The sequence below is a fragment of the Panacagrimonas sp. genome (assembly GCF_965216805.1).
Lineage (GTDB): Bacteria > Pseudomonadota > Gammaproteobacteria > Nevskiales > Nevskiaceae > Panacagrimonas.
The window spans coordinates 206,594-232,723 of sequence record NZ_CBDCGN010000003.1; the positions used below are offsets into that span (position 1 = coordinate 206,594).

Consider the following 26,130-nt stretch of genomic DNA (forward strand, 5'->3'; position numbering starts at 1 on the left):
CCCAGGTGCCTACATTCAATCCCCGCCGCGATCAAGCTCGCGGCGGGGATTGGAACGTTACGCCAGGATCTTGGTGACCACGCCGGCGCCGACGGTGCGGCCGCCTTCGCGGATCGCAAAGCGAACCTGCTCTTCCATCGCAATCGGGTTGATCAGTTCCACCGTGACCTTGACGTTGTCGCCCGGCATCACCATCTCGGTGCCTTCCTGCAGCTGCACATTGCCGGTGACATCGGTGGTGCGAAAATAGAACTGCGGCCGGTAGCCCTTGAAGAACGGGGTGTGACGGCCGCCTTCTTCCTTGGTCAGAACGTACACCTCGCCCTCGAACTTGGTGTGCGGGGTGATGGAGCCCGGCTTGCACAGCACCTGGCCGCGCTCGATGTCTTCCTTCTTGGTGCCGCGCAGCAGCAGTCCGACGTTGTCGCCAGCCTGACCCTGGTCGAGCAGCTTGCGAAACATCTCGACGCCGGTGATGGTGCTCACCGCGGTGGGGCGAATGCCGACAATCTCGACGGATTCGCCCACCTTGATGATGCCGCGCTCGATACGGCCAGTGGCCACGGTACCGCGACCGGAGATGGAGAAGACGTCTTCGACGGGCAGCAGGAAGGGCTTGTCGGTCTCGCGAGCGGGTTCGGGGATGAAGGTGTCGAGGGCGGTATAGAGCTCTTCGACTTTCTTGACCCAGTCGGCTTCGCCGGCAATGGCCTTGGTGGCAGAGCCACGGATGACGGGGGTGTCGTCGCCCGGAAAGCCGTACTTGCTGAGCAGGTCGCGCACTTCCATCTCGACCAGGTCGAGCAGTTCTTCGTCTTCGACCAGGTCGCACTTGTTGAGCCACACGACGATCTTGGGCACGTTGACCTGCTTGGCCAGCAGGACGTGTTCGCGGGTCTGCGGCATGGGGCCGTCGACCGCCGACACGACCAGAATGGCACCGTCCATCTGGGCAGCGCCGGTGATCATGTTCTTGACGTAGTCGGCATGGCCCGGGCAGTCGACGTGGGCGTAGTGACGAGAGTCGGTCTCGTATTCGACGTGACTGGTGGCAATGGTCAGGATCTTGGTGCTGTCGCGACGACCTTGGCTTTCGGAGGCCTTGGCCACCTCGTCATACGCCACGTACTTGGTCTTGCCGTACTTGTCGGACGAAATCTTGGTCAGCGCCGCCGTAGTGGTGGTCTTGCCGTGATCCACATGCCCAATGGTCCCCACGTTCACGTGCGGCTTGATGCGCTCGAATTTTTCCTTGGCCATCTCTCTCTACCTTTCGGATGTAGGGCGGGCCGTACCCGCCGACTGCAATCAAACCGTGGGTAGCGGCGGCCACGGGCCGCCCTACGCCTTGTGTCAAGCTGTCAGCGATCAGGCGTTAGGAACAGCAACGGCGGCCCAGCGCATCCGCTGCCGCCAAAGCTTGTGTAGCAAGCGTCCTAACGCCTAACACCCAACAAAATGGTGCCCTCAATCAGTTTCGAACCAATGTTCGGCCTGCGGCCAACCATCAGATGACTCTGACCTTGGGAGGTCATCAGTTCGAATCTGATTCCGAACCATGCCTCTCAAGTCAAAATTGGTGCCCTCAATCAGATTCGAACTGATGACCTCACCCTTACCAAGGGTGCGCTCTACCACTAGAGCTATGAGGGCGATGCTGCCTTGCTGCTTCTTTACGCACCACCTGGAAACTGGAGCGGGTGATGGGAATCGAACCCACGCTATCAGCTTGGAAGGCTGAAGTTCTACCATTGAACTACACCCGCTTCGCCGCTAACCGCGCACCTGCCTGCATCCGAGTTCGCTGGTGGAGGGAGAAGGATTCGAACCTTCGTAGACGTTAGTCAGCAGATTTACAGTCTGCCCTCGTTGGCCGCTTGAGTATCCCTCCCGCGCGAGCAACCCGCAAAACGGCCGCGTATTCTCGGGACGCACTCTCCTTGCGTCAAGCTTCAGGCTTCTTTTTCGATGTCGGCTTGCGGGTCGACTTGGCTGTGGCCTTCTTCGCCGCCTTGCCGGTCGCCTTCTTGGCCACCGTCTTGGTGGCTTTCTTGTCTTTTGCAGCCGCCTTGCCGGCCTTGCCCTTCGCCCCGGTCTTCGGCTTTTGCGCTGCCTCGTTCAGGAAAAATTCGCAGTCCAGTGCCGACAGGGACTCGGGCTCGCGCGTGCGCGGAATGTTGGCACGGCGCTCACCGTCGGTGATGTAAGCGCCGAAGCGGCCCTTGATGATGCGGATGCCGGTGCCGGGGAAATCCTTGATGGTGGCAGCCGCCAGCGCAGCGGCCTTCTGCTCGATCAGCTCGATCGCTCGCGGCAGCTCCACGGTGAACGGATCGTCGTCCTTCTTCAGCGATACGAAGCTCTTGCCGTGGCGCACGTAAGGCCCGAAGCGGCCGATATTGACTTCAACCTCGTCGCCGTTGGGCAACGCGCCCAGCTTGCGCGGCAGCTTGAACAGGTCCATCGCCTGCTCCAGCGTGATGGTGTCGATGCGCTGGTTGGCACGCAGGCTGGCGAAGCGGGGCTTGTCCTCGTCGTCCTTGGTGCCGATCTGCACGAACGGACCATAGCGTCCCAGCCGTGCGGTGACCGGCTTGCCCGATACCGGGTCGGTCCCGATCACGCGGGCGTCCGCCACCGACTCCTTGCGCGACAGTTCCTGCTTTTCGTCCACGCGCTTCTTGAAGTCGCCCCAGAACGACTCCAGCACCGGCACCCAGTCGCGCTCGCCGCGCGAGATCTCGTCCAGCTCGCCTTCAAGATTGGCCGTGAAGTCGTAGTCGACGTAGCGGGCGAAATGATCGGTCAGGAAGCGATTGACGATCATGCCGACATCGGTAGGAATGAACGTCTTGCCCTCCAGGCGCACGTACTCGCGGCCCTGCAGCGTGGAGATGATGGAGGCATAGGTCGAGGGCCGGCCGATGTCGTACTCCTCCAGCGTCTTGACCAGACTGGCTTCGGTGTAGCGCGGCGGCGGCTCGGTGAAATGCTGGTCGGCGCTCAACTCAAGCAGCTTGACCCGATCGCCCTCGGCCAGGGGCGGCAGGCGCTTGTCGTCCTCGTCCTCCTCGTCCTTGTCGGCCGGATCGTCGGCCTTGATGTTGTAGGCGGCCAGAAAGCCCGCGTCCACCAGTACCGAGCCATTGGCGCGGAACGCATGCGGCTGGCCGGCGCGCAGCTCCACCGCCACCGTGTCGAACACCGCCGGCACCATCTGACAGGCGATGGCACGTTTCCAGATCAGTTCGTACAGCCGCGCCTGATCGGGCGACAGGAACCGGGCCATCTGCTGCGGCAGACGCGCCGCCGAGGTCGGGCGCACCGCTTCGTGCGCCTCCTGGGCGTTCTTCGACTTGGCCTTGTAGTACCGCGGGGCATCCGGCAACCCCTTGGCCCCGAACTGCTGGCCGATGACGTGACGGATCTCGTTGACCGCCTCGTTGGCCAGGCTCACCGAGTCGGTACGCATGTAAGAGATCAGACCGACCGTTTCGCCGCCGATGTCCACGCCTTCGTACAACTGCTGCGCAGCGCGCATGGTGCGGCTGGACGTGAAGCCAAGCTTGCGGTTGGCTTCCTGCTGCAGGGTCGAGGTGGTGAACGGCGGCGACGGAAAGCGGCGACGCTGCTTCTTGTCCACGCTCTTGACCATCAGCTCGCCGCGCGCGGCGTCCAGGATGCGCGCGCGCGCCGCCTCGGAGCCGCCGGCATCGGTCAGCGTGAACTGTTCCAGCTTGGCGCCGTCGAGCTCGATCAGGCGTGCCGCGAAGCCCTGCGATTCTTTCTGCGCGCGCGCTTCGATCGTCCAGTATTCCTGGGCGACGAATTTCTTGATCTCTTCTTCGCGTTCGCAGATCAGACGCAGCGCGGGACTTTGCACGCGGCCGGCCGACAGACCCGGCGAAACCTTGCGCCATAGCAGCGGCGACAGGTTGAAGCCCACCAGATAGTCCAGCGCGCGTCGGGCCTGCTGCGCGTTGACCAGATCGGTGGCCACTTCGCGCGGATTGGCAATGGCCTCGTTGACCGCGCTCTTGGTGATCTCGTGAAACACCACGCGCCGGACCGGCTTGTTCTTGAGCGCGCCCTTTTCCTTGAGGTGTTGGACCAGGTGCCAGGAGATCGCTTCGCCCTCGCGATCGGGGTCGGTGGCCAGAAACAGGTTATCGGCCGTCTTCAGCGCGCTGACAATCGCTCGCACGTGCTTTTCGTTCTTCTCGATCAACTGGTATTTCATCTCGAAGCCGTGCGCCGTATCCACCGCGCCATCCTTGGGCACGAGGTCGCGCACATGGCCGTACGAAGCCAGCACTTCGTAGTCGGCACCGAGGTATTTCTTGATCGTCTTGGCCTTGGCAGGCGACTCGACGATGACCAGGTTCTTGCTCATCCGCTCGCTATCTCGCGCCGGCCGAAAGGGCCAGCGGGGCGCAAGCTTATATGCGTGGTGTCGGTCGATGTCCAGCGCGGCCGGGTGTTCGGCCTGCGTGTCGCCGCCACCGCAAAGCGCGGCAAAGCCGCCTGCAACTGCCGCCTGCGCGCCGCCGATGCCGGGACGGCCGGAGCCGTCCGCGCGCCTTCCGTGCGCCTTCAGTGCATGTAATCGCCCTGGTAGTAGACCAGGTCTTCGAGATGCTCGAAGGCGTCTTCGGCATCAGGCTGATTGACCAGCACCAGCAGGCACACCCACTTCACCCGCTCCAGGTCGATCTCGTCCTCGATCGCCATCAGACGGTCGATCACGACTTCGCGTGCGGTGCCTTCAAGGATGCCGAGTTGTTCGAGATACAGCAGAAAGCCGCGGCACTCCGACGACAACCGCGCCTGCTCTTCGCGCGCATAGATGCGCAGCGCGCCGGCCGGCCCGAATACCAGGGGCCGCTGGCGCTGATCGGACAAGCCGTCCAGCCAGGCGAACGCATGGTCGACCTCGTCCACCGGAAAACCGGCAGCGGTCAGTTCGTCACGCAGGGTCGCCTGGTTGCCGGTATCGGAGAACTCGCCGTGCTGGTAGTTCTCGAACAGGTACATCAGCACGTCCAGCACGGTCTCTTTCATGGGGGCCTCGTGTCGACGTCAGGACCGGTGCGGCCGGTCCGCGTTCGACATTAACGGTCCACAGAGCCGCTGTCCACGTCGTTTCGATGACGGCCTCAACGTCGCGCAGGCGCCTTGCCCAGCCGCATGACCCGACCGCCGCCGGCGCTCGCCACGAGCCCCTCCAGCTCCAGCTCCAGCAGTGCTGCGTTGAGGTCTTCCACGCCCATGTCGAGCCGATCCACCAGCTCGTCGATCGCGCTGGGCTTGTCGCCCAGTGCATCGAGCACGGCCTGCAACCGGTGCGGCGCCGATCCGGACCTCGCCGGCACGGGCACGGCGTCGCGTAGCCAGGCGCCGACCTGATCGCCGATCTCCTCCAGGATGTCGTCCACCGTCTCCACCAGCTTGGCGCCCTGCCGGATCAGCTGGTGACAGCCACGCGCCATGACATTGTGGATCGAACCGGGAATCGCGAACACCTCGCGGCCCTGCTCGGCGGCCAGCCGCGCGGTGATCAGCGAGCCGGACTCGCGCGCCGCCTCGACCACCAACACGCCCAGCGACAGGCCCGAGATCAGACGATTGCGGCGCGGGAAATGCTCCGGCCGCGGCGAGGTGCCGGGTGGAAATTCGGAAATCAACAGGCCGCTGCCCTCGATCTGCTGGGCCAACTCGCGGTGTGCCGCCGGATACACGCGATCCAGCCCGGTCGCGCACACGGCAACGGTCAATCCCTGTGCGCGCAGCGCGCCGCGATGCGCGGCGGCATCGATGCCCAGCGCCAGTCCGCTGGTCACCACCAGTCCGCGCCGGGTCAGCTCGGCGGCGAAGCCGTCGGCGCTTTCCACGCCCTGCGGCGTGGCGTTGCGCGAGCCGACCACGGCCAGTTGCGGCAGTGCCAGCAGGTCGGGATCGCCACGCCAGAACAGGGCCGGCGGGAAGTGGGCGATTTCGCGCAGGCGTGCCGGATAGCGCGCATCGGCGCAGGTCAGCAGGCCGCAGCGTTCCTGCAGGCACCATTGCAGATCGCGTTCGATGCGCTCGCCGTCCAAGGCCTGTTGCGCGTCCCAGCTCTCGACGCCGACTCCGCAAGATTTCCAGCCCCCGCGCCCTGCGTCCACTGCCGCCGCCGCGCTGCCGAACCGCTCGATCAGCGCCAGCAGTGCCTTGGCTCCCAACCCCGGGCTACGGATCAGCCGCAGCCAGCCGCGCAGTTCTTCCGGCGGCATGATGGCGGCGGCACCGGACTCAGCGACGACCGGCGACGGGCTTTTCGACCTTGTCGAGCACGTGTACCGGCTCGGTCACCGACATCACCAGGCCGTAACTCACCCGCGGGGTGACCTTGAACACGATCAGCTGGCCGGCGAAGGTTTCGGGCAACGCGATGCTGCGGATGCTGTAGGGATCGGGCGCGCGGCGACCGGCCTGCAGGATGTCCAGCACATGGCCGGGCTCCAGCCCGTGGTCGGTGCCGCGGTTCATCGCCACGATGTAGTACTGGCCGATCTGGGCGACACCGTCGGTGACCGCGATGATGCGACCGTCGATGTCAGCATCCGGCGCGCGCGGGTAGAAATTCTCGCTGAAGGCTTCCGGCTCGGCGGTCAGCAGGCGGTCGCCGATCAGCGCTTCGCGGAACGTGCGCGACAACACCGCGGTACTGGGCGCCCCGAAGTCGCGCACCTCGGCCTCGCCGACCGGGATTGCCTCGTAGCCGAGCAGATCGCCGTTATCGGGGTCGCGATAAATCTGTCCGCGTCGCACCACGGCGTAATTGAACGCGCTGGATTCCGGCAGGTTCTGCACGAATATCTGCACCCCCGACCCGCCGATGAGATGTTCGTCGGCAAACGCCAGCACGTACGGCGAGGTGCTCAACTCGTCGTTGGTCACCAGACGCGGACCGCGCAGAAAATTGCGGATTGCCTCCAGCGGAATCGTCGGTATGGCGCTGTCCAGCGGCAGTTCGCGCACCTGCGGCGACAGCCGCTCCACGCCCAACGAGGCTGTATCGCTGTCGCGCAGCAGGCGCGGCCGACCGTTTACGTAGACCAGCTTGAGCACATCGCCGGGATAAATCTGGTGCGGATTAGCAATCTGGTCGTTGACGTACCACACCTCGGGCCATTGCCAGGGGTCCAGCAGGAAGCGGTTTGCGATGCCCCACAACGTGTCGCCGGGCTTGACCGTGTAGATCAGCGGGGCGTCGCTGCGCGTGGCCGGCCCGGCGGAGGACAACGAACCGGGCGCGGCAGCGGAGGTCTGCAGCGGCGCGGCAGCCGCCGGCGTCGGGTCGTCGGCCGGCTGGCCGGAGACCGAGGGCGCCTCACCGGCAGAGGTCGTTTCGGAAACGCCGCGGGTGCTGGCACAACCGGACACCAGCACCGTCGCCAATGCGGCGGCCCAAGCAGCCGGGACTCGATCATTCCCCCCACCAGACCGACTATAATTTCGCATGACGGCGTTCCCCCTGGTTTGCCGACCGATTCTGTCACAAAGCCGAACAGCGACACCGGCTTGGATTCAACTCTAGCAGTCGATTCGCAACTCTTGCCATGGCGCTCCTTCCGATTCTCCAGCACCCCGATCCGCGACTCCGCCAGAAGGCGGCGCCGGTGACCGTGTTCGATGCCCGGTTGCAGACCCTCATCGACGACCTGTTCGAAACCATGTACGACGCCCCCGGCGTCGGCCTGGCGGCAACCCAGGTCGGCGTGATGCTGCGGGTCGCGGTCATGGACTGCGCGCCCAAGGACGAACCGCCGGAGCGGGTGGTCATCATCAATCCCGACATCCTTTCGAGCGCCGACCGCCAGGACATGGAAGAAGGCTGCCTGTCGGTGCCCGATACCAGCGAGAAAGTGCCGCGCTACAACCGCTTGCACCTGCGGGCGCTGGATCGTCACGGCCAGACTTTCGAGGTGCAGGCCGAAGGCCTGATGGCACAGGCCATCCAGCACGAGATCGACCATCTCGACGGCAAGCTCTACATCGACTACCTGTCCAGCCTCAAGCGAGAGCGCATCAACAAGAAGCTGCGCAAGCAGCGTCAGACCGCTTGAGGCTGGTCTTCGCCGGAACGCCGGCATTCGCCGTTCCGGCGCTGCAGGCTCTGGCCGCGGCCGGTCACGACATCGTCGGCGTCTACACCCAGCCGGACCGGCCCGCCGGGCGCGGCCGCAAGCTCAGTCCTTCCGCGGTCGCCGAATGCGCGGCGCGCCTGCGCCTGTCGGTGTTCAAGCCGGAGAAACTGCGCGGTGACCCCACCGCCCTGGCCCAGCTCGCCGCGTTGCGGCCGCAATGCATGGTGGTGGTGGCGTACGGCCTGATCCTGCCGCAGGCGGTGCTGGACATTCCGGACTTCGGCTGTCTCAACATCCACGCCTCGTTGCTGCCACGCTGGCGCGGGGCGGCGCCGGTGCAGCGTGCCATCCTGGCCGGCGACGTGGAGACTGGCGTCACCATCATGCAGATGGACGCCGGCCTGGACACCGGCCCCATGCTGCTGCGACGGGCGGTGCCGATCCCGTCGCACAGCACCGCTGGCGAGTTACAGGACCGGCTGTCGACCTGCGGCGCCGAACTGATCGTGCAGGCGCTGCAGGGGCTGCAGGCCGGCACGTTGTCGCCGCAGGCACAGCCCGCTCAGGGCGTCACCTATGCCGCCAAATTGAGCAAGCTGGAGGCGCGGCTTGACTGGTCGCTGCACGCAACCGAGCTGCTGCGCCGCGTGCACGGCTACAACCCGGCACCGGGTGCATGGTGCGAATGCGGCGGCGAACGCCTGAAAGTATTGAGGGCACAACTGGAGGCGGCTGCGCCGCCCCCCGGCTGCCTGCCGGGTCACATCGTCGCCGCGGACGAGCGCGGCTGGATCGTGGCCAGCGGCGCCGGCCTGCTGCGCATCAGCGAAGTGCAGCGCCCCGGCGGTCGCGCGATGCCGCCATGGTCAGCCTATGGCAGCAGGCCACCGCCGACCTTAGAGCTGCAGTGAGGATGGCGACTGCGGGGGCATCGAATCCGCGGCCTGAGCGGCCGGCGAAGGCGTGTCGGGCGCGCGCGACGCCTTGACGCTGACGCTGGACAGCACCGCCACGGTCAGCACCAGCAGCACGGCAAACCGAAGAATGAATCGAGTAAGGATGGGCATAAGTTCGAACTCGCGACACCGTGCATCCTAGACCCGGCAGTGGCGGGCAGCGGCCGCGGGGGCCGAGCGTTGACGTATTGCCGACAAGAGGTGCAAAACCGGTCCGTAGCACTACCAAGGCCTGCCGCTCCCGATGCCTCCAGAGCCCCACCCGTCCCCGCAACTGCCGCCGCCGCCGGAACGCCCCGACTGCTGCGGTGGCGGCTGCGCCGTGTGCGTCCTCGACACCTACCAGGAAGAACTGATGCGCTGGCAGGCCGAGGTGGAGGCACTGGAACAGGCGCACCAGGCCGGGCGCGACGCTTGACCTGCAAAAGCGGCTGTTGGAGCGGTCCGATCAGCATGCAGAAAGCGCAATCGAACCGATCATCCAAGCGTATCCAAGGATGTTCGTGTCGGGCCATCGGATCCCTTCTCCCGCAGGCGGGAGAAGGTGCCCCGCAGGGGCGGAAGAGGGGCTGCCACGAGCGTGGGCGACTCATGTCGTCACGTGAGCCCACGCCCTGAAAGCCCCTCACCCCCAGCCTCTCCCGCCTGCGGGAGAGGGGATCGCAGAATCGAATCGCTGCACACGAGCCGCCCGCTTCGATCCGTGTCCTCCGTGAAATCCGTGGCAAATCGCTTATCCAGGCCAACCGGCGTCGCGCCCGCGAGGCTGAACGGCAACCGCTACTCCACCGTTGCGTCGGCCACGTCCCAGGTGTCGGCTTGCGCGGACCGATTCATGCGCCGCGTGACCCACATGGTCGCGGTCAGGGCTGCGAACAGGGCGACGGCCCCCATCAGGAACGCCACGTCCTGCGCCTGCAGCACTACGTAGAGGTAAGCGAACCATCCGCACAGCACCAGCGCCAGCGTCGTTGCGCGCCGGGCGCTGCCAGTGGCCATCCAGGCGTAGCCCGCTGCCTGCGTCACCACCGCTGCCGCCGCCAGCACGAAGGCCGGGACAAAGCCGAGGTGTTCGGCCAGGGCCAGTTGCAGCAGACCGAACAAGCATACCGAGGCGCCCAGCAGCAGGTATTGCACCGCGTGCAGCGGCACACCGCCGAGCATTTCCATCGCCCAGATCGCGGCAAAACTCAGCAGCAGCACCAGGGCGCCGTACTTGGCAATGCGTTCGGCCATGCGGTAGGGGTCCACCGGCACCGCCAGCTCCACCCCGAACGCGGCGGCGTCGATCTGCTTGCGGGTGACCTCCTGGTCCAGCCAGGCCGGCGCGAACCCCCGCCCCAGATGCGCTACCGACCACTGCGCGGCGAAGCCCTGCGCCGAAATGTCGCTGCGCAGCGGCAAGCCGGTGCCGCGAAACGCCGGATGCGGCCAATCGCTGCGCAGGTCCAGCAGCGTCTCGCGCGCCACCGGCGCCAGATGGAAGCTGCCGGAACCCTGCAATTGAAGCTCAGCGTGGAACGTCAGCGCCTGCCCGGATCGCAGCCCTGGAGCGCCTTCGGGTAGGCGCCCGTGGACGCCTTGGGCCCCCAGCGACAGAGCGGACGGCTCCAGACGCAGGTCCTGATCCGCCACCTGCACACGACTGTCGGCCGACAAGGCGCCGGGTTGCGACAACCCCAGCATCCACTCCGCACGGCCGAAGTCCACCTGTGCCAACCCCACCGGCAGACCGGCGGGATCGGGCAGCACGAAGCGGCCGCTGAGCTTCAGTGTCGAGCGATACACCGGGATCTCGAAAATGCCGCGACGCCGCACCTGGCTGTCGAGCTGCGCCTGCGCTTCCAGCCGTTGCGGGGTCAGCACCAGCCAGCCCTGGCGGCTGCGCGCTTCCCCTTCCTGATCCTGCCAGCGCACGACATACGGCAGACGCAGCAGCGGACCGGACACGATCTGCGCGTGGCCCCAGGACGAAGCGACATCGAACGTGGCCTGGTCGCGGCGCTGACCGCGTTCCTGCACCTGGCCCTCGATCATCGCCAGCGGGATCAGCAACACCAGTACCAGTGCGCCCAGGCCGGCCAGGCGTGCGCCAGGACCGCCGAGCAGACGATCGAATCGCGACCGGGTTGCGTGGATGTCGGCCATGCGCGGGCTCACAGCTCGGGGCCGATCGGCCCGGCCCGGTCCATTGACCTGTCCAGCGACAGGATCGGTAGACCCAAGGCTGCGGCACGGACGGGATCGGCGATTTTCATGGCGAACAGGGGCTCTGGTGCAAGTGCGACCAGTGTCTGCGCGTGACTTGCAGAATCGGCGCCGCGACGGTGCAAGCTCCGCGAAACATGGTGCAAGCGCAGTGCAAGCATCCGCCGCTGCTCAGACGCCGCCGCTCAGACTAGGAACAGCAGCCCGGGCGCAGCCCGGGTCGGGGCGGCGCAACTGACCGCAAACCGGGATCGCTTCCGAGCCGCGCAGACCTACGCTAACTATTTGCGGTAACTATCCGCCGTGTATGGCTTTACGCCATTTTATTGTGGTAGCGTCCAGTAACTTGGCGCACGCATTGCGTGGGCCGCGACTTACATGCTCACCAGACGCTGTATTGGGGGAATAAAGATGGCTCTGCAGACGATTTTGATCGCCGCCGACGGCACGCAAAAAACCTTGGACCTGGACGCCGAGGCAAGGTTGGCACTGGGGCCCGACGAAAAGCTGATCATTCCCCAGGGCCTGAAGCGCAAGAAAGAGCTGGACGACAGCGAGGTCGACCACGGGCAGCAGACCGAAGAAGTCGTGCTGGTCGACGAGTCCGGCGAGGTCTACACCGTCTTCCTGCCCGAAGGTGCCGAAGTGCTGGTGGCCCAGGCGCAGAACCCGGCGCAGGCCCCAGCGTCCAATCCGGCCCCGAATTACGAGAATTTCCCCACCAATCCCAGCGGCCCGGGCGGATCGGCGCGGCCGGTTGAGACCATCCCGGTCAATCCCAATGCCTCCTCCGGCGGTGGCGGTGGCGGCTTCGCGCCCGGCGATTACGGCTGGGCGATCGCCGGCGGCGTCGGCGGCGTCGGTCTGATCGCCATTGCCGCCAGCGACAGCGGTGGCGGCGGAGGCGGCGGTGGTGGCACGCCGCCCCCGGCCGGTAATTCCGCGCCCTTCTTCGGCAGTGACGTCCGATCGGTTTCGGTCGCCGAGAACAGCACCGTTGTCGCCACCGTCGTGGCCAGCGACGCAGACGACGACACGCTCACCTACAGCATCGTCGGCGGCGCCGATGCGCTGCGCTTCGGCATCAACTCCGGCACCGGCGCGCTGACGTTCCTGGCCGCGCCCGACTTCGAGATGCCGGCCGACAACGGCAGCGACAACATCTACAACGTCATCGTGCAGGCCAGCGACGGCGAACTGAACGACACCCAGGCCCTGGTGATCACCGTCACCGACATCAACGAAGGCCAGCCCAATCGCGCACCGGAAATCATCAGCGGCGACGGCGATACCGCCACCGGCAGCGTCAATGAAGGCGCCACCTTCATCACCACCGTGGTGGCATCCGACCCCGACGGCGACGACGTGGCCTTCAGCCTCACCGGGCCCGATGCGAGCCTGTTCACCATCACCTCCGCGGGCGTGCTCACCCTGGGTCCCCAGGACTCGGAAGACCCGGCAGACGCCGACGGCAACAACACCTACGTCGTCACCATTCTGGCCAGCGACGGCGAGCTGACCGACTCGCAGGTCCTCACCGTCACGGTCACCAATCAGGACGAAGACAACACCGTCATCGGCGGCGTGCTCAGCGGCAGCGTCACCGAAACCACTTCGACCGACCCCGGCGTGCCCACCGCCACGGGCCAGATGAGTGCCACGGATCCCGACGGGCCGGACGACATGTTCGTGGTGTCCAACGGCACCGCGCAGTTCGGCACGTTCAGCGTCAGCGCCGGTGGCCTGTGGACCTACAACCTCGACAGCTCCGACCCGGCGGTGTCCGTACTCAACACCGGACAGAGCCTGGCCGACAGCTTCACCGTCACCGCCATCGACGGCACCACCGCCACGGTCAGCATCGTGGTCAACGGCCAGGACGGCGTGATCGACCCCACGCCCAACTCCACCGTCGGCGGCGACCTGATCGGCGCCGTCGTCGAGGCCGGTAGCGACAACAACAACGGCACCCCCACCGACAGCGGTCAACTTACCGCCGACAATCCCGACGGGCCCGACAACGTGTTCCGCCCGGTCAGCGGCGGCACTGCGACCTACGGCAGCTTCAGCGTCTCCTCCGCCGGCATCTGGACTTACACGCTCGACAACGACAACGCCACCGTCAACGGCGTCGCCGAGGGCGACACCCTCAGCGACAGCTTCACCGTCACCTCGCTGGACGGCAGCGTCGGCACCGTCGACGTCACCATCACCGGCGCCAATGACGACCCCGCGGTAGACGCCGCGCAAGTCGTCACCACCGTCGAGGACATGCCGCTCACCATCACCGTCGAGGGCATGGATGTCGACGGCGACGACCTCACCTACACCGCCGGCCCGCGCGAAGAAGGCGGCCAGCTCACCGGCGGCGCCGATGGTGTCTTCACCTACACGCCGGCCGCCGACTTCGTCGGTCGCGACAGCTTTGTCGTCACCGTCTCCGACGGTAACGGCGGCACCGCCGAACAGACTGTGTCGGTCGACGTCACAGAAGCCAACGACGACGCCCCGGTCATTGTCAGTAACGGCGGCGGTGACGAGGCCAGCATCCAGATCGTCGAGAACACCGTGGCCGTGACCACCGTCGAAGCCGAGGACGAAGACACTGGCGCGGTCGTCACCTACAGCATCACCGGCGGCGCCGAGGAAACCTTCTTCCGCATCGATGAAGACACCGGCGTACTCGAATTCTGGGCCCCGCCCAGCGCCGAGCAGGGCCAGGGCTCCGGCCTGTTCGGCAACTCCTACGAAGTCATCGTCACCGCCACCGACGACACCGGCCTGACCGACGAGCAGACCCTGACCGTCCAGGTCCAGAACGACGGCCTGCTCGGCGAGATCGGCGAACTGCCGCCGCAGTTCACCAGCGGCGGCGGGCTCGACGAGGCGCAGTACGAGATTCCCGAGAATACCCTGTTCGTGGCCCAGCTCGACGCCAACGGCGGCCAGCTGATCAACCTCGACGGCGCCAATGACACGCTGGTGTTCCGCATCGCCGGCGGCGACGACGCCGAGCTGTTCGGCATCGAGCAGATCGAACCGGCGCCCAACGGTCCCAACACCGGCTCGGCCATCCTCAGCTTCCTCGACGCCTTCCAGCCCGACTTCGAGATGCCGGGCAGTTTCAACGGCGACAACGAGTACGACCTGATCGTCCAGACCAGCGACGACGACGGCGTGGACTACCAGCGCCTGACCATCACCGTGCTCGACGTCAACGCCATCGAGGTGGTGGACGACGTCAACGACCTATCCGAGGCCGGCGGCGTCGACAACACCCGCGACGTGGAAACCGCGTCCGGCAACGTGCTGACCAACGACACCGACGAGGCCGGCGCGCCGCTGACCGTGGCCACCGCCAACGCGCCCGGCGACGCGCCCACCGACGTCACCGACAACGGCATGCCCGGCGGCGGCACCACCATCCAGGGCCTGTTCGGCACTCTGCTGATCCGTCCCGATGGCAGCTACACCTACACCCCGGACCAGGACCTGATCGACGCCTTCGATTTCGACACCGCCACGCCCGGCGTGCAGAGCATCAACACCGGCGACGAACTGATCGACAGCTTCGTCTACGAGGCGACCAACGACGACGCCGTCGACGCCCTGCGCGTTCCCGGCCAGCTCGACATCACCCTCAACGGCACCAACGACACGCCGGAAGTGGACCTCAACGGCGACGCCAACGGCATCGACTTCGTGCCCTCGGCCTTCACCGAACAGGGCGGGCCGGTGCTGGTCGCCGCCACCATGAGCACCGTGACGGACGTGGACAATCCGCGCCTGGTCAGCGCCACCGTCACCCTGCGCCTGGCCGACGGCAGCTTGCCGGACGCACTGGACGAATCCCTGGCGGTGGACGAGAGCCTCGCGGCCTTCACTGCCGGCCGCCTGACCGCGGCCTACGACCGCGACACCGGGGTCCTGACGCTGACCGGCTTCAACGCCACCCTGGCCGACTTCCAGGCCGCCCTGCGCACGCTGACCTACGACAACCTGGGCGACAACGTCACCGCCGGCGACAGCCGCGTGGTCACCGTCACCGTGTTCGACGGCCAGGACACCAGCCCGGAAGCCGTCAGCACCATCCCGTTGATCGGCTTCCCGGATGCGCCCGTCGCCGCCAACGACACCAACCTCGAAACCGCCGACCAGGACGCCGACCCGCTGGTCGAGGCCGGTGTCAACGGCGAGATGGCCGTGGCCGGCGACGACACCGCCGTCGGCAACGTGCTGGACAACGACGTCGACCCCGACACCGACGACATCACCGGCCTCGAGATCACCGCCATCGAAACCGGCGACACCCTCGGCGCCGGCACCGCCGGCACGGTGGGCGGCCCGGTGCTGCAAGGCACCTATGGCGACCTGCTGATCGAAGCCGACGGCAGCTACACCTACACCCTGGACAATGCTCGCGCCGCCACCCAGGCGCTGGCCGCCGGCGACACCGCGGTCCTGAACCTGACCATCACCGGCACCAACGACCGCCCGGTGCTGGACCTCAACGGCCCGGCGGTCAACGGCATCAACTTCAACTCGGCAACCTTCCGCGAAGGCACCGACGATGCGGAGCTGATCCCCATCGTCGACGACAACGCGCTGACCGTGGTCGATCCGGACAATGCCAATCTGGCCAGCGCCACCGTCACCCTCACCGCGCCCAGTGGCCTGCCGGACCCGGGCGCCGAACGCCTGGTGTTCAACGACATGCTCGAACCGGTCACCGCCGGCCGCATCGTCGGCGAGTACAACCCCGACACCGGCGTACTCACCTTCACCGGCTTCAATGCCACCGTGGCGGACTTCCAGCTGGTGCTGCGAACGGTCAGCTACCAGAACGACGGTGACAGCGTGGTGCCCGGCCCCACCCGCACCGCCACCTTCGTGATCAACGACGGCACCAGCAACAACGACCCGGCCGCCGTCAGCACCATCACCCTGATCGGCGAGCCCGACGCCCCCATCGCCAACGCGGACAGCAACCTCGCCGCGCCGGTGGACCCGGTCGTCGAAAGTGGCGTCAACCCCGGCAACACCGCGTTCCCGGGCGACGACACCGCCACCGGCAACGTGATCGCCAACGACGTCGACCCGGACAACGCACCGGGCATGGAAACTGATGGCCTCACCATCACCGCCATCCGCACCGTGCCCGAGGGCGGCGGCGGCCAGGCCGGCTTCGTCGGCGGCGCGGCCCTGGTGGGCACCTACGGCAGTCTGGTGATCGCCTCCGACGGCACCTGGACCTACACACTGAACAACGCCGACGCCGACACCCAGGCGCTGGACCAGGACGAAATCGCAACCGACGTCTTCCGCTACACCGTCAGCGACCCCCAGGACAACACCGCCACCGCGCTGCTCACCGTCTCCATCACCGGCACCAACGACACCCCGATGGCGGTGGCCAACACCCGCACCATGAACGAGGGCGGTGCGCCGCTCACCGGCGCGGGCGCCAACAACGTGCTGCTCAGCGACGTGGACCCGGACGGACTGGCGGAGGGCGGCGGCCCGCTGGTGCTGACCGTATCCCAGGTCAACGGCGACGCCGGCAATGTCGGCGTCGGCGTGGCCGGCACCTACGGCACCCTGAACATGGCGGCCACCGGCAACTACACCTACACCCTGGGCGCGGCGGCCGAGGCGCTCGATCAAGGCCAGGTGGTGACCGAAACCTTCACCTACAACGCCATCGATGACTTCGGCGCCGAATCCGGCCCGGCCAACCTCACCATCACCCTCACCGGCGCGGCCGATCCCACCGAGTTCGCGGTCGCTGCCCGCACCGTGAACGTGGGTGAGAACGAAACCGTCGTCACCACCGTGATGGCGACGGACGCGGACATGGAGCCGTTGACCTACACCATCACCGGCGGCGCCGATGAGGAGTTCTTCAACCTCGACCCGATGACCGGCGCGCTGACCTTCCAGACGCCGCGCGACTTCGAGATGCCGCAGGACGCCGGCATGAACAATGGCTACGTGGTGCAGGTCACCGCCACCGATGCCAGCGACGGTGGCACGGCGGTGCAGACCATTACGGTCAACGTGCAGGACGTCAACGAAGCGCCCACCGTCGCCAACCTGCTGCTGGACCAGGGCGTCGACATCGGTGAGGACCTGGAATACCAGTTCCCGGACCTCGGCGAGATGGGCGCCATCTTTGCCGACGAGGACGCCGGCGACATGCTCACCTACACCGCCGCCCTGGCCAACGGCGACCCGCTGCCCGACTTCCTGGACTTCGACGCGGCCACCCGCACCTTCACCGGCACGCCGACCCAGGCAGAAGGCGACATGGACTTCGACATCGAGGTCACCGCCACCGACACCGGCGGCCTGACCGCCACCGACACCTTCCGCATCTCGGTGGGCGCCAACAACCCGCCCACCGTGGCCATGCCGCTGCTGGACCAGATGGCCACCGAGAATCAGCCCTTCACCTACCAGTTCGACGCCGACAGCTTTGCTGACGTCGACATAGGCGACCAGGAAAACTTCGCCTTCACCGCGACCCTCGCCGACGGCTCACCCCGCCCCGCTTGGCTGCTGTTCGACCCCTCCACCCGCACTTTCGGCGGCACCCCGGGCCCGGGCGACGTCCAGGACCTGATGATCCGCGTCATCGCCACCGACCCGGGCGGCCTGTCGATCTCCGACGTGTTCAACCTGACGGTGGCCAACGTCAACGATCCGGTGATGGCGGTCAACGACACTAACATGGTGACCGAGACAGGCGTCACCGAGCCGGGGATGTCGGTGGCCATTGGCCAAGCGGGCCTCGATGGCGTGCTGGACAACGACCTCGATCCGGACCTCGCCAACGATCCCGATCCGGACGTGCTGGTGGTCAATCGCGTGACGCCTGCCGGTGGGGCGAACAGCGTCATCACCCCCGGTGGCAACGCCACCGTCACCGGCATGTTCGGCTCGCTGATGCTGGAATCCGACGGCAGCTACGTCTACATGCTGGACGACAATGACGACGACACCCAGGCGTTAGCACAGGGCACCACCGCTGACGAGGTCTTCACCTACCGCGTCAGCGACGGCACCGTCAACGACACCGCCACCCTGACCATCACCGTCACCGGCACCAACGATGCGCCGGTAGCGATGAATAACAATTACAACGATGACTTTAATAATGGGAACCCGATCGGGGCGACCGATCTGACGATTACCGCTGTCGCATCTACTGGCAGCGTACTCGACAACGATATGGACCCTGACAACGGTGCGATGCGAACCGTCAACTCCGTGTCCTTCGACAACACGCCGGGCACCGTTGAAGAACCGCTTGCCGGCGCATTCGGCAACCTTGTTTTGAATGCTGACGGCAGCTACTTCTACGCATCGAACAACGAAGCTGCCTTGCTCGCTCTGAACGAAGGCGACATGGTGAGCGACGTATTCGCCTACACCGCCATCGACGAGTTCGGCGCCGTGTCCAACGAGGCCACGCTGACGTTCGAAATCGAGGGCGAAAACGACGCCCCCGTCGTCACGGACCTGACCACCACCACCAACAGCTTCTCGTTCACCGCCACCGACGTCGATTCGGAAGCCGTCATCAACGCGCTGTACGCCGGCAGCAACCTGACGCTGCCCAATCCGCTGGCCAATGACGGCAGCGCCACCACGCAGAACGTGGCCGCGCAGACTGCGGTGACCGATGCCATCTACCGGGTTTCCGACGGCACGGTCGAAACCGACGTGGCACGGCTGATTCTGGGCACGGCAGCCACCGGCGCCGGCATGGGCGCGTTCGACGAAACCCTGGACGCCACCGCATCCGCCGTCGGCAGCATCCTGTACGGCTTTGGTGGCCAGGACAGCCTGCTCGGCAGCCCCGAAGACGACTTCCTGTACGGCAACGCGGATGACGACCGGCTTCGCGGCGGCATGGGCGACGACCTGATCCACGGCGGCACCGGCAGCAACAACGTCGCCGGCGGCCCCGGTAGCGACACCATCGACGTCTCCGCCGGCAACGACACCATCGTCTACGAACCCAACGCACTTGACGGCGGCGCCGACACCATACTCGACTTCGATGGCGACGGGACCGACGGACAGGACATGTTCAATCTGGTGGCGCTGCTGGACTCGCTGCCGGGAAACAACGCCGACATCTTCGACATCGTCGATCTGACCGGCGGCAACTTCGAACTGCGCATCGATACCGACAACAACGGCGATTTCGATTACCTGCTGGCCACGGTGCAGGTAGCCGTGGGGTCGACGTTCGATGCCGCAGACGTGACGGCGGTCTAGAGCGGCCGGCGGCCGCCCTACGAGTCGGATTCGTAGGGCGGCCGCGCCCGCCGCGTCCCGTCTCGTCCCCGGAGTATCCCGGTCGAAGGGCCGTGCCCGATCACGCCACGCCATTGGCACGCGCCGCACACCGCCGATTAAGCTCGCCGCATGCAGACCATCCTGGTGGTGGACGACGACGCCGGCATCCGCGAGGTGGTGTGTTTTGCCTTGCGCAAGGCCGGCTTCGAGACGGTGACGGCGGACACCGGCGAGCAGGCGCTGAGCCGGTTCGTCGCCGTGCGGCCGGCGCTGGTGGTGCTGGACATCCTGATGCCGGAACTGGACGGCACCGAGGTGTGTCGGCGCATCCGCGCCACCGACCGCCACACGCCCATCGTGTTCCTGAGCTCCAAGGACGACGAGATCGACCGCATCGTCGGGCTGGAGCTGGGCGGCGACGATTACGTCTCCAAGCCGTTTTCGCCACGCGAACTGGTGGCGCGGGTACGCGCGATTCTGCGTCGCGGCGCGCTGGCGCCGGAGGCCGCGGCGCCGGACGCGCCCGGCCTGCAGTTGCAACACGGCCGCCTGCGTCTGGACGGCGAGCAGTACAAGGCGTTCTGGGACGCGCGGGAGCTGGTCCTCACGCTGACCGAGTTCGGCATCCTGCGTACGCTGATGACGCGGCCGGGCAAGGTGTGCCGGCGCGAGCACCTGATGGATCAGGCCTACGAGCTGCACAAGATCGTCTCCGACCGCACCATCGACAGCCACGTGCGACGCGTGCGCGCCAAGTTCGCGGCGCTGGGCGTGGACCCGATCGAGACGGTGCACGGCATCGGCTACAAGCTGGGGCCCTGCGCGTAGCGCGGTTTCGATTTCATTGCGCCGTTCGGAACCCGTTGCCCTGGGAACCCCTCTCCCCGCCTGCGGGAGAGGGGCAGGGGTGAGGGGCTTTCAGGGCGTGGGCGCTCTCGATTGCACGGTTCGCCCACGCTCGTGAAAACCCCTCATCCGCCCGCCTGCGGGAGAAGGGATCCGATGACTCGTTCCGTTTCGATACTGGCGCGCTGCGCTACCAGAGTTCTGTAATCCGTTGCCCTGGGAACCCCTCTCCCGCAGGCGGGAGAGGGGCAGGGGTGAGGGGCTTTCAGCGCGTGGGCTTCCTTGATTCTCGATTCGCCCACGCTCGTAAAACCCCTCATCCGCCCCTGCGGGGCACCTTCTCCCGCCTGCGGGAGAAGGGAACCAAAGACCGGTCTCGTTTCAATGTTGGCGCGTTGCGATACCAGGCGCTGTCATTGGCCGCTTCGCGACGCACGCGGCGACCGTGCGGTTTGTTCCCGAGACCCCTGATACCCGACGATGCCCTGCATGCGCCCGCGCCTGTCCACCGTCCTGATCCTGATTCACCTGGTGATCCTGCTGCTGCCGCTGGGCGGTATCGCGGTGCTGCGGGTGTATGAGAGCGCGCTGATCCGCCAGACCGAATCCGAGCTGATCGCCCAGGGCGTGTTCATCAGCGCCACCTACCGCACGCTGCTGGCCGATGGCCCTGCGCTGCCTGCCGATTACGGTGTGCCACGCCGCCACGTGGAGCCGCGCGCCGACCCGGACGGCCCGTGGCGCCCGCGCCTGGTCAGCCTGGACCTGGCGACCGACCCGGTGCTGCCACCACCGCCGGAACCGCAGCCCGGAACCATCGCCCCGGACGCCATCGCCGCCGCCGTCGGCGCCCAGATCGAACCCATCCTGCGCGACGCCCAGGTCATCACCCTGGCTGGCATCCGTGTGCTCGATGTACACGGCACCATCGTCGCCACCACCGGCGGCGATCTGGGCCTGTCGATGGCGGCACTGCCGGAGGCGCAGCGCGCGCTGGCCGGCGAGTACGTGAGCCTGATGCGTCAGCGCGGCAGCCAGCGCCCGCCGCCGCCGCTGGATTCGATTTCGCGCGGCGCCCGGATTCGGGTGGCGGTGGCGGTGCCGATTCTGGCCGATGATCGCGTGATCGGCGCGGTCACCCTGCTGCGCACACCCGGCAACATCTGGCAGGCGCTGCGCGGCAAGCGTCGCGAGCTGGCCTGGGCCGGCGCCGCGCTGCTGCTGACGGTGCTGGGCCTGTCCTTGCTCACGGCGGTCACCATCGGCCGGCCGGTGCGCGCGGTGATCCGCCAGGCGCGACGCGCGGCGCGCGGCGAGTCCGGCGCGGTGGTGCCGCTGCGGCACGCCGGCACGCGCGAAATCGCCGAGCTTTCGCAAACCGTGGCGGCGATGGCGCGCACCCTGGAAGAGCGCGCACGTTACATCCGCGATTTCGCCGCCCACGTCTCGCACGAGTTCAAGACGCCGCTGACCGCCATCCGCGGCACCGTGGAACTGCTGCGCGATCACGCCGCCACCATGAACCCGGACGAACGCGAACGGTTTCTGGCCCTGCTGGAGTCCGACGCCGCGCGCCTGGACCGGCTGGTCAGCCGCCTGCTCGAACTGGCGCGCGCCGACATGGCCAGGCCGGGCGCGGAACCCGTCATCACCGCGCTGAGTCCGCTGTTGCAGGCCCTGGCCCAGCGCTACCGCGAGCGCGGCCTGGCAGTGGACCTGCAGCTCCCGGCAACGAACCTGCACGCGGCCATCGACGCCGAGACGCTGGACGCCATTCTCAGCACCGTGCTCGACAACGCTCGCCAGCACGGCGGCGCCGACACCCGCGTTGCGCTGCATCTGCATGCACACGGCGGCGAGCTGGCGATCGACGTCATCGACAACGGCAAGGGCATATCCGAGCACAACGCGGCGCGCGTGTTCGAGCCTTTCTTCACCACCGCACGCGACGGCGGTCACACCGGTCTGGGCCTGTCCATCGTGCGTTCGCTGCTGCAGGCCCATGGCGGCCACATCGCGCTGCAGCCCAGCCCCAGCGGTGCGCATTTCTGCATCGGCCTGCCGTGGGCGGAGCCTTCGCAGTAGCGCGTTGATCGGCGGACTTTTCAGCACAGACCAGCCCGGGTGCAACCCGGGGCAGCCCGCTGCGAAAACCCGGGCTGCGCCCGGGCCACGGCGGACGATAGCGCCCACGCGACGTTTCGCATCCACACCCTCACAATTGCGCCATGAAACCCACCCCCCGTTCGGCCGCCGCACTGGCGGTGGCCGCCGTGCTGTCCGGCCGCAGCCTGGACGATGCGCTGCCGCCGCTGGAAACCAACCTGTCTCCGGGTGATCGCAGCCTGCTGCGCGCGCTGGCCTACGGCACCCTGCGCGACCATGGCCGCCTGGCGGCGCTGGCGCAGCGCATGCTCAAGTCGTCCCTGCAGGCCGACACCCTGATCTGCGCGCTGATCGAGGTGGGGCTGTTTCAGTTGCGCTCGCTGCGGGTCTCGCCGCACGCCGCGGTCAACGAGACCGTGCTGGCCTGCGAGATTCTCGGCCGCCCCGAGCGCAAGCCGCTGCTCAATGCCTTGCTGCGACGTTTTCAGCGCGAACGCGAAGCGCTGGAAGCCGCGATCGCCAGCGATCTGACCGCGCAGTATTCGCATCCGTCGTGGCTGATCGAAGCGCTGCAACGCGACTGGCCCGAACACTGGCAGTCGATACTGGAGCGCAACAACGAACAAGCACCGATGACCCTGCGGGTGAATCGTCGGCGCCAGGATCGCGACACCTACCGCGCCACCCTGGCCGCCGCCGGCCTCGCCGCACATCCCGTGGAGGCCGCGCCCGACGCCTTGGTGCTGGAGCACCCGACCCCGGTCGAACGCATTCCCGGATTCATCGAAGGCCAGGTGTCGGTGCAGGACGCCGCCGCGCAACGGGCGGTGGATCTGCTGCAACTCGAACCGGGCCTGAAGGTGCTCGACGCCTGCAGTGCGCCGGGCGGCAAGACCGCGCACCTGCTGGAGCGCGCCGACGTGGAGGTGCTGGCGGTGGACCACAACGCCCAGCGCCTGGACAAGGTGCGCGACACCCTGCGCCGGCTGGACCTGAAAGCCGACCTGCTGGCGCGCGATGCCGCGCTGCTCAAGGATCGCTGGGGCGGCGCACCCTTCGACCGCATTCTGCTCGACGCACCCTGTTCCGGCACCGGCGTCATCCGTCGGCATCCGGACATCAAGTGGCTGCGCCGAGCCGATGACATTCCGCGCCTCGCCGACCAGCAACTGCGTCTGCTGTTCGCGCTGTGGCCGCTGCTGGCGCCCGGCGGGCGGATGCTGTTCGCCACCTGTTCGGTGCTGGCCGCCGAGGGCGAGGAGGTGGTGCGGCAGTTCTTCATGCAGCAGGCCGACGCCAAACACGAAGCCATCGACGCGAACTGGGGCGAGGCGCGCCGCTTCGGTCGGCGCATCGCCCCCGGCGGCGACTTCGATGGCTTCTACTTCGCTGCCCTGCGCAAGAACCGTCGAGCGGCTGCGTAGGACGGGCCGCGCCCGCCGTCACACACAACCAGCAAGCGCATATCCGTCCGTCGCGCGCAGACGGCGGCCATGGGCCGCCCTACGATGCTGCAGCGAGTCGCCCGGGTGAACCCCGCCCCCCCCGACGACGACGCTACGATGTGCCATGAGCCTGTTCGAATGGATGGAGTTCCTCAGCTATCTGGTCACGGTGATCGGCCTGCCGCTGGCCATCGGCGTGTTCGTGTACGAACAGCGCAAGGAACACGCAGCGGACGAAGAGGAGCTCTACCAGCGCCTTTCCGACGAGTACGCCAGCTTCCTGCGTCTGGCGCTGGAACACGCCGACCTGCGCCTGATGAGCCCGGGCCAGCCGACCGCCGACCTGACCGACGAACAGCGCGAGCGCAAGGGCGTGCTGTTCGGGCTGCTGATCTCGCTGTTCGAGCGCGCTTACCTGCTGGTGTTTGAAGAGGACATGTCGCCACGCACCGCGCGCCTGTGGCAGAGCTGGGAGGACTACATGCGCGAGTGGTGTGTGCGCGAGGATTTCCGCACGGCGCTGCCGGAACTGCTGCGCGGCGAGGACCCGGATTTCGGCGCACATATTCAGCGAATCGCCGCAGAGGCGTCGGCCCCGTGAGAAAGCCCGGACCCTGGCTAGCTGCAGACGCCCGAGCTTTCCGGCGCGCCGGCATGGGCCGAACCCTGGCCGCATCCGGGTAAAGGCTTATTGCGCGCCCCCATGGCCGGGCGTAAGGTGCCGACGGCCGCAGGCGCCCAATCCAGGACGACGTGAAAATCATCATTCTCGGTGCAGGCCAGGTCGGCGCCACCCTGGCCGAAAACCTTGCCAGCGAAAACCACGATGTGACCGTGGTGGACGCTGACGCCACGCTGCTGGGCGACCTGCAGGAGCGCATCGACATCGGCATCGTGCAGGGCTACGGCTCGCACCCGGAAGTGCTGCGCAAGGCCGGCGCCGACGACGCCGACATCCTCATCGCGGTGACCGAGTCGGACGAGACCAACATGCTCGCCTGCAAGATCGCCTACACCCTGTTCCAGACGCCGACCAAGATCGCGCGCGTGCGCTCGGCCGAATACCTCACCGAGGAGCGCCTGTTTTCGCAGGACGCGCTGAGCGTGGACCTGCACATCTCCCCCGAGCAGCTGGTCACCGACTACATCCACCGGCTGATCGAATACCCGGGTGCGCTGCAGGTGGTGGACTTTGCCAACGGCCGCGTACGCCTGGTCGGCGTCAAGGCCTATTACGGCGGCCCGCTGGTGAGCCGCCAACTGATGGAGCTGCCGCAGCATCTGCCCGGCATCGATGCGCGCGTGGCGGCGATCTACCGTCGCGGCCGGCCGATCATTCCTGAAGGCGACACCATCATCGAGGCCGAAGACGAAGTGTTCTTCGTCGCCGCCGCCGAGCACGTGCCCAAGATGATGGCCGAGCTGCGCCGCATGGATAAGCCGGTCAAGCGCGTGATCATCGCCGGCGGCGGCAACATCGGTCTGCGCCTGGCGCGTGCGCTGGAAGGCAGCAGCGTGCAGGTCAAGGTGGTGGAACGCTCGCGCGAACGTGCGCGGCACTTGTCCGAGCAGCTCACACGCTCGACCGTGCTGTGGGGCGATGCCGCCAACGAGGATCTGCTCACCGAAGAGAACATCGAAGACTGCGACGCCTTCTGCGCGGTGACCAACGACGACGAGGCCAATATTCTGTCCGCGATGCTGGCCAAGCGGCTGGGCGCGCGCAAGGCGCTATCGCTGATCAACCGCCTGAGTTACGTGGACCTGGTGGAAGGCGGCGCCATCGACATCGCCATTTCACCGCAGCAGGCCACGGTGTCGGCGCTGCTGGCGCACGTGCGGCGCGGCGACATGGTGCGCGTGCATTCGTTGCGCCGCGGCGCAGCGGAAGCGATCGAGGCGGTCGCGCATGGCGATCGCAAGTCGAGCAAGGTGGTGGGCCGGCGCCTGGAGGAGATCAAGCTGCCGCCGGGCACCACCATCGGCGCGGTGGTGCGCGGCGAGGAAGTGCTGATCGCCCATCACGACACCGCCATCGAACCGGAAGACCACATCATCCTGTTCATGGTCAACCGCAAGCACACGCGCGAAGTCGAGAAGCTGTTCCAGGTCGGGTTCGCGTTTATCTGACCC

16 protein-coding genes and 3 tRNA genes are annotated in these 26,130 nt (G+C 67.0%); 9 read left to right on the forward strand and 10 right to left on the reverse strand.

Annotation, left to right across the window (positions count from 1 at the left end; all coding sequences use genetic code 11):
- Positions 1–57: 57 nt before the first annotated feature.
- The 8 genes from tuf to ACOOHP_RS14265 form a co-directional block, all read right to left on the reverse strand.
- A complete protein-coding gene (gene tuf, locus ACOOHP_RS14230; protein ID WP_420464846.1) occupies positions 58–1,260 on the reverse strand; it encodes an elongation factor Tu in 1,203 nt (400 codons plus the stop codon).
- A 317-nt stretch (positions 1,261–1,577) separates the two neighbouring features.
- Positions 1,578–1,653, reverse strand: a tRNA-Thr gene (locus tag ACOOHP_RS14235).
- Positions 1,654–1,692: 39 nt separating this feature from the next.
- A tRNA-Gly gene (locus ACOOHP_RS14240) sits at positions 1,693–1,766 on the reverse strand.
- A 39-nt stretch (positions 1,767–1,805) separates the two neighbouring features.
- A tRNA-Tyr gene (locus tag ACOOHP_RS14245) sits at positions 1,806–1,891 on the reverse strand.
- A gap of 54 nt (positions 1,892–1,945) precedes the next feature.
- Entirely contained in the window at positions 1,946–4,393 is a 2,448-nt protein-coding gene (locus ACOOHP_RS14250) for a DNA topoisomerase I (RefSeq protein ID WP_420467147.1), read from the reverse strand.
- A 200-nt stretch (positions 4,394–4,593) separates the two neighbouring features.
- A complete protein-coding gene (locus ACOOHP_RS14255; protein WP_420467148.1) occupies positions 4,594–5,061 on the reverse strand; it encodes a DUF494 family protein in 468 nt (155 codons plus the stop codon).
- Between the two features lie 95 nt (positions 5,062–5,156).
- On the reverse strand, positions 5,157–6,272 hold the full coding sequence (gene dprA, locus ACOOHP_RS14260) for a DNA-processing protein DprA (protein ID WP_420467149.1): 1,116 nt from the start codon (positions 6,270–6,272) through the stop codon (positions 5,157–5,159).
- A 19-nt stretch (positions 6,273–6,291) separates the two neighbouring features.
- Positions 6,292–7,431 carry a LysM peptidoglycan-binding domain-containing protein gene (locus ACOOHP_RS14265; protein WP_420468718.1) on the reverse strand — a complete coding sequence of 380 codons (1,140 nt, stop codon included), beginning with the start codon at positions 7,429–7,431 and terminating at the stop codon, positions 6,292–6,294.
- A gap of 170 nt (positions 7,432–7,601) precedes the next feature.
- Between ACOOHP_RS14265 and def the strand changes: the two genes are divergently transcribed.
- Together def and fmt are read left to right on the forward strand one after the other, a co-directional pair.
- The gene (def, locus tag ACOOHP_RS14270) at positions 7,602–8,108 is read left to right on the forward strand and encodes a peptide deformylase (protein WP_420467150.1); all 507 of its coding nucleotides are present in this window, start codon (positions 7,602–7,604) and stop codon (positions 8,106–8,108) included.
- Positions 8,105–9,040, forward strand: coding sequence for a methionyl-tRNA formyltransferase (gene fmt / locus ACOOHP_RS14275; RefSeq protein ID WP_420467151.1), 936 nt, complete (start codon positions 8,105–8,107; stop codon positions 9,038–9,040). The genes def and fmt overlap by 4 nt, the downstream gene beginning before the upstream one ends.
- On the opposite strand, the gene ACOOHP_RS14280 is transcribed toward fmt, so the two are convergent.
- Positions 9,026–9,196 carry a hypothetical protein gene (locus ACOOHP_RS14280; protein WP_420467152.1) on the reverse strand — a complete coding sequence of 57 codons (171 nt, stop codon included), beginning with the start codon at positions 9,194–9,196 and terminating at the stop codon, positions 9,026–9,028. The two genes, fmt and ACOOHP_RS14280, sit on opposite strands and share 15 nt — an antisense overlap.
- Positions 9,197–9,329: 133 nt before the next feature.
- On the opposite strand from ACOOHP_RS14280, the gene ACOOHP_RS14285 reads away from it, so the two are divergent.
- Complete coding sequence (locus ACOOHP_RS14285) at positions 9,330–9,503, forward strand: oxidoreductase-like domain-containing protein (protein ID WP_420467153.1); 174 nt, start codon at positions 9,330–9,332, stop codon at positions 9,501–9,503.
- A 362-nt stretch (positions 9,504–9,865) separates the two neighbouring features.
- On the opposite strand, the gene creD is transcribed toward ACOOHP_RS14285, so the two are convergent.
- Positions 9,866–11,233, reverse strand: a complete 1,368-nt coding sequence (creD, locus tag ACOOHP_RS14290) for a cell envelope integrity protein CreD (RefSeq protein ID WP_420467154.1) — start codon at positions 11,231–11,233, stop codon at positions 9,866–9,868.
- Positions 11,234–11,704: 471 nt separating this feature from the next.
- On the opposite strand from creD, the gene ACOOHP_RS14295 reads away from it, so the two are divergent.
- The 6 genes from ACOOHP_RS14295 to trkA all read left to right on the forward strand — a co-directional run bounded on the left by ACOOHP_RS14295 (position 11,705) and on the right by trkA (position 26,127).
- Positions 11,705–19,579, forward strand: coding sequence for a VCBS domain-containing protein (locus ACOOHP_RS14295; protein ID WP_420467155.1), 7,875 nt, complete (start codon positions 11,705–11,707; stop codon positions 19,577–19,579).
- A gap of 150 nt (positions 19,580–19,729) precedes the next feature.
- On the forward strand, positions 19,730–20,428 hold the full coding sequence (locus ACOOHP_RS14300) for a response regulator transcription factor (protein ID WP_420467156.1): 699 nt from the start codon (positions 19,730–19,732) through the stop codon (positions 20,426–20,428).
- 507 nt (positions 20,429–20,935) lie between these two features.
- Entirely contained in the window at positions 20,936–22,531 is a 1,596-nt protein-coding gene (locus tag ACOOHP_RS14305) for a sensor histidine kinase (RefSeq protein WP_420467157.1), read from the forward strand.
- Positions 22,532–22,674: 143 nt separating this feature from the next.
- Positions 22,675–23,976 carry a 16S rRNA (cytosine(967)-C(5))-methyltransferase RsmB gene (rsmB, locus tag ACOOHP_RS14310; RefSeq protein ID WP_420467158.1) on the forward strand — a complete coding sequence of 434 codons (1,302 nt, stop codon included), beginning with the start codon at positions 22,675–22,677 and terminating at the stop codon, positions 23,974–23,976.
- A 145-nt stretch (positions 23,977–24,121) separates the two neighbouring features.
- On the forward strand, positions 24,122–24,598 hold the full coding sequence (locus tag ACOOHP_RS14315; RefSeq protein ID WP_420467159.1) for a hypothetical protein: 477 nt from the start codon (positions 24,122–24,124) through the stop codon (positions 24,596–24,598).
- A 152-nt stretch (positions 24,599–24,750) separates the two neighbouring features.
- Positions 24,751–26,127 carry a Trk system potassium transporter TrkA gene (gene trkA / locus ACOOHP_RS14320; RefSeq protein WP_420467160.1) on the forward strand — a complete coding sequence of 459 codons (1,377 nt, stop codon included), beginning with the start codon at positions 24,751–24,753 and terminating at the stop codon, positions 26,125–26,127.
- Positions 26,128–26,130 lie beyond the last annotated feature (3 nt).

Coding starts and splice junctions, on each gene's coding strand:
- tuf (WP_420464846.1), bottom strand. CDS start 1,260: ATGGCCAAGGAAAAATTCGAGCGCATCAAGCCGCACGTGAACGTGGGG.
- ACOOHP_RS14250 (WP_420467147.1), bottom strand. CDS start 4,393: ATGAGCAAGAACCTGGTCATCGTCGAGTCGCCTGCCAAGGCCAAGACG.
- ACOOHP_RS14255 (WP_420467148.1), bottom strand. CDS start 5,061: ATGAAAGAGACCGTGCTGGACGTGCTGATGTACCTGTTCGAGAACTAC.
- dprA (WP_420467149.1), bottom strand. CDS start 6,272: ATGCCGCCGGAAGAACTGCGCGGCTGGCTGCGGCTGATCCGTAGCCCG.
- def (WP_420467150.1), top strand. CDS start 7,602: ATGGCGCTCCTTCCGATTCTCCAGCACCCCGATCCGCGACTCCGCCAG.
- ACOOHP_RS14280 (WP_420467152.1), bottom strand. CDS start 9,196: ATGCCCATCCTTACTCGATTCATTCTTCGGTTTGCCGTGCTGCTGGTG.
- ACOOHP_RS14285 (WP_420467153.1), top strand. CDS start 9,330: ATGCCTCCAGAGCCCCACCCGTCCCCGCAACTGCCGCCGCCGCCGGAA.
- creD (WP_420467154.1), bottom strand. CDS start 11,233: ATGGCCGACATCCACGCAACCCGGTCGCGATTCGATCGTCTGCTCGGC.
- ACOOHP_RS14295 (WP_420467155.1), top strand. CDS start 11,705: ATGGCTCTGCAGACGATTTTGATCGCCGCCGACGGCACGCAAAAAACC.
- ACOOHP_RS14300 (WP_420467156.1), top strand. CDS start 19,730: ATGCAGACCATCCTGGTGGTGGACGACGACGCCGGCATCCGCGAGGTG.
- ACOOHP_RS14305 (WP_420467157.1), top strand. CDS start 20,936: ATGCGCCCGCGCCTGTCCACCGTCCTGATCCTGATTCACCTGGTGATC.
- rsmB (WP_420467158.1), top strand. CDS start 22,675: ATGAAACCCACCCCCCGTTCGGCCGCCGCACTGGCGGTGGCCGCCGTG.
- ACOOHP_RS14315 (WP_420467159.1), top strand. CDS start 24,122: ATGAGCCTGTTCGAATGGATGGAGTTCCTCAGCTATCTGGTCACGGTG.